Source organism: Citrobacter sp. wls711 (genome assembly GCF_005281055.1).
Classification (GTDB): Bacteria; Pseudomonadota; Gammaproteobacteria; order Enterobacterales; family Enterobacteriaceae; genus Citrobacter; species Citrobacter gillenii.
Map to the genome: position 1 here is coordinate 1 of NZ_SZXC01000024.1, position 11,798 is coordinate 11,798.

Below are 11,798 nucleotides of genomic sequence, written 5' to 3' on the forward strand. Positions count from 1 at the left end.
ATCCGGGTCCAGCCCTTATAGCCCACCACCTCCGGTTCTTTGTCCGGCAGATTTTGATAGTTAGCCTTATAACCTTCCGTTAAATGAACTAAAGATGCTTTCATAAACACCACCGTTCCCCAGGCATCACCTGGAGATTCAGGTCTTATATGGCCGTTCACATACTCGCCACTGGATTTATGCTTGCCTGGCTTATAGAGATAATACGTATCATCATAGTATTGATAATCTATACCCGGACCACCCGGCGCCAGACGCGGGTCGTCAAAAGGGTATGAACTCATATACAAATGGTCCTGCTCCGTGGTAATAAATGCCTGATTATTGACCACCACCACTCTTTTTATTTCTTTTCCTTCAGGTCTGTCACGCATAACACCATCTGAATTCCTCTCCATCGACGGGAAAGAGGCCATATATGTGGCGACCTGCCACGTTTGCCCGTAATCTTTAGATATCAGATAAGCAGTCGGCTCCCAGTTTGGGATGAGTATATATTTATCGGAAGGATGAATATAGGTTCCCGAGAAAAGTCTGAAGGAGGCAAATCTTCCATCAATTAACTCTTTGTGAATATTTTTTTTACCATCGTGATACCAAAGCGCTCCCTCACAATTATAGCCTTTTAACTCCAGATAACGATTATCATCATAACGATAAATAACCTGTGAGGGTGTTTTTTTTGTACAGGCAGCGATGGCGCATAGTGAAACTGCGCCGATTATTATTCTTACCGTAATTCCTGCTTTCATAATTCATCCTTAAACGTTAAGTGGGTCAGGCATATCCCATTGCAGATTGGGAGTCTCGGCATTGTATATTTCATTGTGTCTGGCAGGTTGAACCGTTGTTGAATGACAATATTCATTAACCACACCAAATTGACCTTTGGGTAAAATATCATCCGGCCTGTTCATAAATGGTTTTGTATATAAACCATTTAAAATACCAGCATTATAATAATTAACAGCATCAGAAAAACCATTACGCTTCATACGCCAGTCTCCGCGCAGAAGTAGCTCGGTCCAGAATTCTCCGCAGCGGTGATCAAATGCTCTGCATGTTCCCACCGCCAGATCGAAGGCCATCGCTTTCGCGGGGGCATCTTTCGACATAACAATAGAGGAATGCTGGCTGTAACCAACCCGCTCTGATTGCATCCATTCTTTTTGCAGCTCATCCGGCGTTTTTTCATAAATCAACTGCACGGTCTTATTGTATCCCCCGCCCAGGACAACGCCTTTGGTATAAGGCTTGCCATATTTTTTGGTGAATATCGCGAGTTCTGCGGGCGTTAATTCCTGCCCCGGCTGTAAATAATCAAAACCGGCCCCACTCAGGTTTTTGGTGTCAGTTTCAGTACGCGCAATGACATTCGCCTTTGCAGAAAATGAGATGTCCTGATCGGGTGAACGCGGCGCTATCGAATATTTATACTGACTTCCCGCGCCTTGTAACTGGTGCCTGAAGGTAACAGGGAGCTGCTCGCCGTTAACAACCACATCCGCAAACGTATATTGTCTGGTCGCCCCCGTATCCTGATTAAAGCTATTCTTTTCTAACGCCGGCATTTCAAAAGGCACGCTCAGCGGGCTGCCGCCTATTTCCGGACCATTTTCACAGAAAACCCGCTGGCGCAGATTGCCTATCCCGCTGGCTATGTCTTGGGGGACGCCCCGCCAACCCAAACCCTGTACGTTAAGTAATGAAACCACACTGTCATTGGGGCAAAAATAATTATAGACCTTGCCAAAGTTATTACGCGTATAGAGTTTATTCTGACGCCACTGTGAATTGGTTTTACTCAGGCACAGCGCGCCTTCTAATTCATCGATCTCGGCCTGCGTGTGATATTGCCCCTTGCCGTATCTGGCGTTGGTCGCCATCAACTGGCAGAAATTGCGGAACGTCTGCCGCCGGGCGCGATCCGTTTGATGATGTCCGGGCGTCATACCTTCAGCAGCCGTTTTTTCCAGTGCGTAGGGAGAATGGTTGAGAATCACACAATCGGCGGGATCGGCACCTGTTGCTTTTACCAGCATATTAGCCAGCATGGTGATTATCGTTCCCTGGGAATGCGCAATGATATTAATGGGATCGAATTTTGTTGCCGGTTCTCTTCGAATCATCAGGATTAAATCAGCCAGCCGCTGCGCGGCAAAAAACTGATAAATACGGTGCGGATTATCATAAATAGGGTGCGTAAAATCCCCGGCATTCAGATACAGTGATGCAAATCCTGCCGCACCGTTCGCCAGGCCGCCGGAACCCGGGCCTAACATATCCGGAATAGTGGTTGTCGCATTGGCAAAGGTACCGCCGCCTTTGGCGTACACATCGTCCAGCACGTTGCCGAAATTATCATTCTGATATTTCAACGTGGCTTGGGGAATATGTCCCAGCTTTTCCAGCTTTGCGTGGTCATCTTCCTGATAGGCATTGTAAGGCAGTTTTGCGGCGTCTCCTGATTTTGCCCGCTCATCGCGATAACGCCGCTGGTCTTCTATATACGTCGCATGATCGACGGGTTTATACCCCCAATAAAATGGAATTACCGGGTTGCGTCCGGGCATTTTGACATTCTGCTGCTCGCCATCCCCCATATCCATTTTGTACTGCTGCCATTCATGCGGATACATATCCGTGCGGCCCATACGTTCATTCAGGCCAGCGATAATACCCTGCTCCTGATTCTGATATGCCTCGCCTACATCGTTGACGCCGTGCACAAGGATCACAATGCAGGGCATGGGATACTTAACAGGTACGTCGCAGACAGCCATTTTTCCGCCCGTTGATTTAGGCACGCCCTGTACACCTGTCGCCACCACCCGCGGATTAAAGGGACTGTTACTCATTTGGCAAAATCTCCATTTTCATTTCATCCATTTCAGTCATATCCAATAACGGCGTCATTCCTTCATCATCAGTGACGCCTTCAATGGTTTCGCCTGACGCCTTAGTCAGTTTGAATTTTGTATTTTTCAGAACATCGTCTGGGTTGCCAGAGCCATGTAATTTAATGCGGCGATGAAACTGCTCTTCCTGAAAGACAGGGATTTTATCTTTTACCGATTCCGGTCCGCTCCAGTCGAGAGTGGTGCCTTTCAACTGCACTTTGGCGGGGGAGAATATTTTTACGGAGCCGTCTTCATTTATTCTGATTCCGCCCCCACCGCACAAAAGCTGGATATTCTTCCTGGCGCTGATGGTTACGTTGCCGTTCATACTCTGAATATGAAAATGCTTATCAGAAAGCAGGCCCATTTCGCCACGCTGTGCCTGCACGGAAATATCATCTTTTGCAGCGATGATTTTGATACCGATGGCTCTGCTGAAAAGTGACAGGCCCTGTCCAACGGCCATTGAGAGTTTTTTAAAGACGTTGAAACTGCCGTTATTGGCAGCGTTTAGCGACAAATCTTTGTCTGCTGACAGTGCCATCGTTTGCGGTGTAAGCAGGGCCATACCGTGATCGGCATAGGCCACCAGCCCCGAGCGGGTGAGCTGTTCAAGCGCGGCGTTAAGCTGCTGCTGCGGCCCCATTTCGACATTTAACGCCTGTGCCGTCAGCGCACTTTGTTGCAGAGACGTTGCCAGCGTCAGCGCATCCTGAAGCTGCTGAACCACGGCGTTCATGTCGAGCTGCTTACCCAGGGCTTTTGGCTGCGCCTCTGTCGTGAGCAATATCCCCTTTGCTGCCCTCAGCACTGCCCGGTCATCCGTGCGCAGTTCCGCACCTTCGCCGCGCGGTTTACCGCCAGCATCGACAAGATGGCCCATATTAAGCTGTGTCTTGACGTACTCAGTACTTAGCTTGACGTGTTCCTGTCCGCGCTTATCCTCCATCCGCAGCTTGTTGAGTCCCGCAGTGCGGATGACGTTGCGGGTATTATTGCGGCTGGTGACGAGGTCAGGCTTGGGGGCATGATGCAGCGCATGCGCAATAAAAGGTCTTTCCGGATCGCCACCTTCAAACGCAATGGCGACCTCTGTCCCCTGGACAAGGGGGAAGTGATGACCATAAGTATCACCGGCATAAATCCGCGCCAGACGAACGGGCATACTTTCATAGCCTTTCACCTGGAGGTCCAGATCAAACTCAAACTTAACCCAATAGCGGCCCTGTGCATCGATATGCGCGTATTTGTCATTATCTATTGATGATGAAACGATCGCGGGAACCGTACCTGCTATACGTGGTCGGGGTAACGGCTGCGGTCGAAAGCAAACGCGCTCACGGTAAGGAATACCACTCAGTTGGGATTGAAGGGCTGCATCACGCCTGCCCGTGACCCGCATTGCAGTGACTACAAATCCAGGTGTGAATGCGTCCGGAACCGTCCCGTCAATATTAAGCACCATACCAGGCGTGATCAACGGACTGGTGGTCTCACCGCTTAATACCGACTGGTGATTTAGAATAATTTCGTGATGCAATCTGGCATAAAACCCGCTTGATTCACCCGGCTGCACATGACCAAATTCGGATCCCGGTTGATGATGGTTATCCGCGTAGCGATAATCCATGCCATACGTCGTCGATGTTTGTTCAGCCCCATTGGCATCAGCATGAAGTATTAGCGAGTTGGCAAGCCGGTAGTCAAAGTTCTTTGCTTTAACACCTGCGGAAACAACGTTGTGCGTTGATACCAGCTTATCGATCGAATAATCATTTGATGTCAGCCCGGCATGGGATGAGTGCATAATCTTTTGCTCAAAGATGTATTGGCATTGTGAATCACTGAAGATAAGCACCATAATGTGCGGAACATCATGATGATTTGCGATCCTGAACCAGATCCCGACTTCTGAGAGGATGCGGCTAATAAACGCTAAATCTGACTCCTCCCACTGCACGATCATTTCCCGGTTGGGATAGATACAAACAAGCGTATCAAAGTCGATTTCATAATCGGCAAAAGCATGTTCGTTGAGGATCTGCGTGACCAGTTTCGGAACGTTTGTGTTGAGATAAATAGCCGATCGCTTACGTCGTGAGAGTAATGCAAGCTTATGTTCCAGCTTGATTTCGTACAGTGATTCATCTGCGGAGGTGCTAATTAGCGAAAATGACGTCACTATTCCTTCTATTTGCCGTTCATATAGCCACATCTCAGAACCTTGAATATATTTATTCCAGTTATGGTTAGGTGCTCTGATTTGTAGCGATCCTTCAATATTTAGAATTGAGTCAGGAGAGATTTTTTTTAGTTTTGATGTGAATGTGATTTTATAACTATATGGTTTACTTAAATTTTCATAGCCTTCAATTGTTTCAACATCCAGCACGCCTAACGTACCCTCACCCCTCACGGAGAATAAATACTTATTTATACTCTCCTCTGAAACTATATCTTCCAGATTATAGAATCCTGAACCTTTTTTCATTATCGCATCCCTTACCAAAAGAAAGTAATACATAAGAAATAAAGTCCAGTCAGCATATCAACAATAATAAAAAAGGGGTATTTTTTACTGAAAACAAATCTGGAAAGTGAGTTAATTATCATTAGTCAAACATGTAATATAACCCTGACATATAAATAAACGGTTAACTGGTGTGATTTTATATTCAATAGCATCGTTTTTTTCATGGTAATGCAACAATCCAGCAGACAAATCCAAATGATTCCAAAAACCGAGAAGCAACTAAAAAAACAAAGCATTAAGCCAATGATTTACAATAATATTTATAAAAAAATTCTGTTTATTTATTATTTTATTGAATAAATCACATCCTCCCATAAAAAAACACAATAAAATATAACTATTCCCTATTCTTTGCGAAGGGAGAGCTAACTGGATTGTGCCCATGTCTCCCATGGGAAAGCTGTTGATTTTCTCCCTCTCCCCCTGAGAGAGGGCCACTGAGAGGTCATCTTATCAGCCACAGGAGAATCGATGAAACGCTCCGCAATAAATGAGATTCTGGGTCACACGCGCCAGTTTTTTTCCTTGCACGACGTGCATCTCCCACCCTTCGCCAGCTTCCCACCCACCCAATGGCGCAAACTCGACGCCGGAGCCTGGAGTGAAGTCTTTGACCTCAAACTCGGCTGGGACGTCACCGCATTCGGCGGTGATAACTTTGCCGCCCTGGGCTTAACGCTGTTTACCCTGCGTAATGGTTCACCAAAAGGCATGCCCTATGAGAAATGCTACGCCGAAAAAATCATGCACGTCCGCGATGGCCAGGTGACACCCATGCATTTTCACTGGCGCAAGCGCGAAGACATTATTAATCGCGGCGGCGGTAATTTGATTGTCGAACTGTGGAACGCCGGAGTCAGAGAACAAGCGGAAGACAGCGACGTCAGCGTGGTGATTGACGGCTGCCGGCAAACGCACGCCGCAGGCAGCCAGCTGCGCCTGACGCCAGGGGAAAGCATCTGCCTGACGCCCGGTCTGTATCATAGCTTCTGGTCCGAAGAAGGGTTTGGCGACGTGCTGGTTGGCGAAGTGTCTTCGGTTAACGACGACGATCACGATAACCATTTCCTACAACCCATCGCCCGCTATAACGACATTGAAGAAGACGAACCGGCGCTGCTGGTGTTGTGTAACGAATATCGCCTGTTCCGCTAACCAAGGAGCACATTATGCCGTTGATTTCCCTCGCCGATGGCCTCGCCCATGCCCGCGAGCACCGCTATGCTTTAGGCGCGTTTAACGTTCTGGATTCGCACTTCCTGCGTGCGCTGTTTGCCGCCGCGAAGCAGGAACGATCGCCATTTATTATCAACATTGCCGAAGTGCATTTTAAATATATCTCGCTGGATTCTCTGGTCGAAGCGGTAAAGTTCGAAGCCGCACGCCATGACATTCCGGTGGTGCTTAACCTCGATCACGGCCTGCATTTTCAGTCGGTGGTGCGGGCGCTGCGCTTAGGCTTCAGCTCGGTGATGTTCGATGGATCTACGCTGGAGTACGAGGAGAATATTCGTCAGACCCGCGAGGTGGTGAAGATGTGCCACGCCGTCGGCGTATCGGTGGAAGCGGAGCTGGGGGCCGTCGGCGGCGATGAAGGCGGAGCGCTGTACGGCCATGCCGACGAGTCGCTGTTTACCGACCCGATGCTGGCACGGGATTTCGTCGACAGAACCGGCATTGATGCCTTAGCCGTCGCCATTGGCAATGCCCACGGCAAGTACAAAGGCGACCCCAAACTCGACTTCCCGCGGCTGGACGCTATTCGCCAGCAGGCAGCGATCCCGCTGGTGCTGCACGGCGGTTCCGGCATTAGCGACGACGATTTCCGTCGCGCCATTGAGCTCGGCATCCACAAAATCAACTTCTATACCGGCATGTCGCAAGCGGCGCTGGCGGCGGTGGAGACGCGGATGGCAAATCGCCAGCCGCTGTACGACGAATTTGCTGAGCTGCTGCTGGGTATCGAAGAGGCCATTACCGATACCGTCTCCGAACAGATGCGCATCTTTGGCAGCGCGGGACGGGTCTGATGGAACGCAGAGGTATTATCGCCGCAGGCAACATGCTGGTCGATCATGTGCATCAAATTGTGCAGTGGCCGGAGTGCGGCTGGCTGGCGGAGATCACCCACAGCGAACGCGCTACCGGCGGTGCGCCTCTGAACGTGCTGCTGACGCTGGCGAAAATGCACACCGGGCTACCGCTGCAGGCGGTGGGATTGATCGGTCAGGACAGCGATGGCGACTACATTATGGCGATGCTCGAGCAGTATCACGTGAATCGCCAGCACGTGCAGCGCACCACGTCCGCCCCCACCTCGATGTCGCAGGTGATGACCGACCCGAGCGGCCAGCGCACTTTTTTTCATTCTCCCGGCGCAAACCGGCTGCTGGATCTGCCCGCCTTTGAGCAGCTTGATAGCACGATGAAAATTTTCCATCTCGGCTATCTGCTGCTGCTCGACAGCCTGGACAAGCCGGATGATACCTTTGGCACGCGCAGCGCCCGGCTGCTGGCGCAAATGCGCGACAACGGGTTTGAAACATCGCTGGACCTGGTGTCGCGCAAGGGCGATCCGCGCTATCAGCCGCTGGTAATGCCCGCGCTCCGTCATCTCGATTATCTGGTGATCAACGAGCTGGAAGCCGGCGAGTTCAGCGGGCTGGCGATCCGCCAGCCCAACGGTGAGCTGCATATCCCGCACATCGCCAGCGCCGCGCGTAAGCTGCTGGACGCGGGCGTGCGCCAGCGGGTGGTGATCCACTGCCCGGAAGGCGCCTGGGGCGAAACACCGGATCGGGCCGGGGCGTGGATACCGTCACAGTTACTGGCACAGGAGGAGATCGTCGGCAGCGTCGGCGCGGGTGACGCGTTTTGCGCCGGATTTTTGTATGGCTGCCATGAACACTGGCCGCTGGAAGAGAGTATCCGACTGGCGCACGCCTGCGCGCGAGCCAGTTTGCTGTGCGCCAATGCCATCGACGGCGCGAAAACGCTGGCAGAGTTAAAAGCTGGGATGGCTGATGCCTGATGCGCTGCGCTTATCAGGCCTACGGGGTCGTTATCGCCATTGTAGGCCGGATAAGGCGCTGACGCCGCATCCGGCAACTGCGTAGATCACGCCGCCTTATCGTGATGCTGCACATCGGCGGCAAAAACATAACCCAGCCCACGCAGGGTTTTAATCAACGTCGGCTGATGCGGGTTGGCTTCTATTTTGCGCCGCAGTCGCATGATTAACACGTCGATGGTGCGATCAAACACCTCGACGCTGTCGCTGCGCGTCAGTTCCAGCAGCTGCTCGCGGCTCAGCACCCGCCGGGCATTTTGTGCCAACGCCAGCAGCAGGCTGTATTCGCCCTGCGTCAGGTCGACTTTCAACTGCTGGGGATTACGCAACTGGCAGCCCGCGGTATCCAGATGCCAGCCATTAAAGGAAAGCCCGGTGGTTTGCGCACCCGAGCCTTCAGGCGTGAGCACGCCTACGCGTCTGAGCACCGCCTTCACCCGCGCCACCAGCACCCGCGCATTGAACGGTTTACCGATGTAATCATCAGCGCCCATTTCCAGCCCGACCACCACATCCGACTCACTGCCCATTCCTGTGAGCATCACTACCGGCAGGCCAGGCCTCATCTTTTGCACCTGTTGCAGCACCATCAGGCCGTTGGTGTCGGGCAGCACCATATCCAGTAAAACCAGCGCAATATCCGGCTGAGTCTCAATGCAGCGCAACGCCGCCTGTCCGGTATGACAGGCCGTCACGGCAAAGACGTGTTCGCTCAGCACATCCTCCAGGAGTGCGCAGATTGTTACGTCATCATCCACAACCAGTATCGCCGGCTTCATTGTTTTTCCCCATCTCGCGCCAACTCAAATGAGTGTGAATGATTCTGCACAGAGTGACAGCGATAAGGCACAAGGACGTGCGGGAAACATAGCCCCGGTCACACTGCCGGGCCGTCACACTTGTAGGATTCGTCACGTCAAATATGACGACAGCCTGTTTTTCGTCAGGGTTTTGCGCAAATGATGCCCGTATTATCGGCCAATGCCCCTGCTAAAAACATGGCATAAAAGATGCATAACAAAAACGACAAGCGCGTATGCGCGATTTGATTAACTGGAGCGAGACCGATGAAAAAAGTCGTCACGGTTTGCCCATATTGCGCATCAGGTTGCAAAATCAACCTGGTGGTCGATAACGGCAAAATCGTCCGGGCTGAGGCGGCGCAGGGGAAAACCAACCAGGGTACCCTGTGTCTGAAGGGCTATTATGGCTGGGATTTTATCAACGATACCCAGATCCTAACCCCTCGCCTGAAAACCCCAATGATCCGTCGCCAACGTGGCGGCAAACTGGAATCTGTTTCCTGGGATGAAGCGCTGGATTACGTGGCAACTCGCCTGAGCGCCATCAAAGCGAAGTATGGCCCGGATGCTATTCAGACGACCGGTTCATCTCGCGGAACGGGTAATGAAACCAACTATGTAATGCAAAAATTCGCACGCGCCGTTATTGGTACCAATAACGTTGACTGCTGCGCTCGCGTCTGACACGGCCCTTCGGTTGCAGGTCTGCACCAATCGGTCGGTAACGGCGCAATGAGTAATGCGATTAACGAAATTGATAACACCGATTTAGTGTTTATTTTCGGGTACAACCCGGCGGATTCCCACCCTATCGTGGCGAATCACGTGATTAACGCTAAACGCAACGGGGCGAAAATTATCGTCTGCGATCCGCGCAAAATTGAAACCGCGCGTATTGCCGACATGCACATCGCGTTAAGAAACGGCTCGAATATCGCGCTACTCAACGCCATGGGTCATGTCATCATCGAAGAAAAACTGTACGACCAGGCGTTCGTGGCCTCACGTACGGAAGGCTTCGAAGAGTACAGCAAGATTGTCGAAGGCTATACGCCGGAGTCCGTCGAAGAGATTACTGGCGTGAGCGCACAGGAAATTCGTCAGGCTGCACGTATGTATGCATCGGCAAAAAGCGCGGCTATCCTGTGGGGCATGGGCGTGACCCAGTTCTATCAGGGCGTGGAAACCGTGCGTTCACTGACCAGCCTCGCCATGCTGACCGGCAACCTCGGTAAGCCAAGCGTGGGCGTTAACCCGGTTCGTGGCCAGAACAACGTTCAGGGCGCGTGCGACATGGGGGCGCTGCCGGATACCTATCCGGGCTATCAGTACGTTAAGTTCCCGGAAAACCGCGAGAAGTTTGCTAAAGCCTGGGGCGTAGAAAGCCTGCCTGCCCATACCGGCTATCGCATCAGCGAGCTGCCGCACCGTGCGGCGCATGGCGAAGTGCGCGCGGCGTACATTATGGGTGAAGATCCATTACAGACCGATGCTGAACTGTCCGCAGTGCGCAAAGGTTTTGCGGATCTGGAACTGGTCATCGTGCAGGATATCTTCATGACCAAAACCGCCGCTGCCGCAGACGTTATTTTACCGTCTACGTCATGGGGTGAGCATGAAGGCGTCTACTCTGCGGCTGACCGTGGCTTCCAGCGCTTCTTTAAAGCGGTTGAGCCGAAGTGGGATCTGAAAACGGACTGGCAGATTATCAGTGAAATTGCTACCCGTATGGGCTACCCGATGCACTACAACAACACCCAGGAAATCTGGGATGAGTTGCGCGGCCTGTGCCCGGATTTCTACGGCGCCACCTACGAGAAGATGGGCGAACTGGGCTATATCCAGTGGCCTTGTCGCGACACCTCGGATGCCGATCAGGGCACGTCTTACCTCTTCAAAGAGAAGTTTGACACCCCGAACGGTCTGGCACAGTTCTTTACCTGCGACTGGGTTGCGCCAATCGACAAGCTGACCGACGAGTACCCGATGGTCCTGTCGACGGTGCGCGAAGTCGGCCACTACTCTTGCCGTTCAATGACCGGCAACTGTGCGGCGCTGGCGGCATTAGCGGATGAACCGGGCTACGCCCAGATCAACACCGCCGATGCTGAACGTCTGGGCATTCAGGATGAAGAGCTGGTGTGGGTTAACTCGCGTAAAGGTCGTGTCATCACGCGTGCAGCAGTCAGCGATCGCCCGAACAAAGGCGCGATTTATATGACCTACCAGTGGTGGATTGGGGCCTGTAATGAACTGGTCACCGAGAACCTGAGTCCGATTACCAAAACGCCAGAGTACAAGTACTGTGCCGTCAACGTTGAGCGCATTGCCGATCAGCGTGCTGCCGAGCAGTATGTGATTGATGAGTACACCAAGCTGAAAGCCAGTCTGCGCGAAAGCGCGATGGGCTGATCTGCCGGATGACGCCATGAATGCCTTATCCGGCCTACGACCTGTTTCTACTGTAGGCCTGATAAGATGCGTTGGTATCG

At 52.0% G+C, this 11,798-nt stretch carries 8 protein-coding genes; 4 read left to right on the forward strand and 4 right to left on the reverse strand.

Going from position 1 to position 11,798, the window contains the following annotated elements; all coding sequences use genetic code 11:
* The 3 genes from FDW98_RS09340 to FDW98_RS09350 form a co-directional block, all read right to left on the reverse strand.
* The coding region (locus FDW98_RS09340) for a hypothetical protein (RefSeq protein WP_137398839.1) at positions 1-752 on the reverse strand (752 nt) is incomplete at its 3' end.
* A 9-nt stretch (positions 753-761) separates the two neighbouring features.
* Positions 762-2,858, reverse strand: coding sequence for a DUF3274 domain-containing protein (locus FDW98_RS09345; RefSeq protein WP_096758675.1), 2,097 nt, complete (start codon positions 2,856-2,858; stop codon positions 762-764).
* The gene (locus FDW98_RS09350) at positions 2,851-5,391 is read right to left on the reverse strand and encodes a type VI secretion system Vgr family protein (protein WP_096758676.1); all 2,541 of its coding nucleotides are present in this window, start codon (positions 5,389-5,391) and stop codon (positions 2,851-2,853) included. Before FDW98_RS09350 ends, FDW98_RS09345 begins: the two co-directional genes overlap by 8 nt.
* 513 nt (positions 5,392-5,904) lie before the next feature.
* Here FDW98_RS09350 and FDW98_RS09355 point away from each other — a divergent pair.
* The 3 genes from FDW98_RS09355 to FDW98_RS09365 are packed head-to-tail and all read left to right on the forward strand — an operon-like array spanning position 5,905 to position 8,464.
* Positions 5,905-6,588, forward strand: a complete 684-nt coding sequence (locus tag FDW98_RS09355; protein ID WP_096758677.1) for a D-lyxose/D-mannose family sugar isomerase — start codon at positions 5,905-5,907, stop codon at positions 6,586-6,588.
* Positions 6,589-6,602: 14 nt separating this feature from the next.
* A complete protein-coding gene (locus tag FDW98_RS09360) occupies positions 6,603-7,463 on the forward strand; it encodes a ketose 1,6-bisphosphate aldolase (protein WP_096758678.1) in 861 nt (286 codons plus the stop codon).
* The gene (locus FDW98_RS09365; RefSeq protein ID WP_096758679.1) at positions 7,460-8,464 is read left to right on the forward strand and encodes a carbohydrate kinase family protein; all 1,005 of its coding nucleotides are present in this window, start codon (positions 7,460-7,462) and stop codon (positions 8,462-8,464) included. Before FDW98_RS09360 ends, FDW98_RS09365 begins: the two co-directional genes overlap by 4 nt.
* 86 nt (positions 8,465-8,550) lie before the next feature.
* Here FDW98_RS09365 and FDW98_RS09370 read toward each other — a convergent pair whose 3' ends face one another.
* Entirely contained in the window at positions 8,551-9,282 is a 732-nt protein-coding gene (locus tag FDW98_RS09370) for a response regulator (protein ID WP_096758680.1), read from the reverse strand.
* 288 nt (positions 9,283-9,570) lie between these two features.
* Here FDW98_RS09370 and fdhF point away from each other — a divergent pair, with 288 nt between their 5' ends.
* Positions 9,571-11,718: a formate dehydrogenase subunit alpha gene (fdhF, locus tag FDW98_RS09375; protein WP_096758681.1), complete on the forward strand. Its 2,148-nt coding sequence runs from the start codon at positions 9,571-9,573 to the stop codon at positions 11,716-11,718.
* Positions 11,719-11,798 lie beyond the last annotated feature (80 nt).

Bases quoted from the DNA above. Each gene is read 5' to 3' on its own strand.
- FDW98_RS09345 (WP_096758675.1), bottom strand. From the start codon at position 2,858: ATGAGTAACAGTCCCTTTAATCCGCGGGTGGTGGCGACAGGTGTACAG.
- FDW98_RS09350 (WP_096758676.1), bottom strand. From the start codon at position 5,391: ATGAAAAAAGGTTCAGGATTCTATAATCTGGAAGATATAGTTTCAGAG.
- FDW98_RS09355 (WP_096758677.1), top strand. From the start codon at position 5,905: ATGAAACGCTCCGCAATAAATGAGATTCTGGGTCACACGCGCCAGTTT.
- FDW98_RS09360 (WP_096758678.1), top strand. From the start codon at position 6,603: ATGCCGTTGATTTCCCTCGCCGATGGCCTCGCCCATGCCCGCGAGCAC.
- FDW98_RS09370 (WP_096758680.1), bottom strand. From the start codon at position 9,282: ATGAAGCCGGCGATACTGGTTGTGGATGATGACGTAACAATCTGCGCA.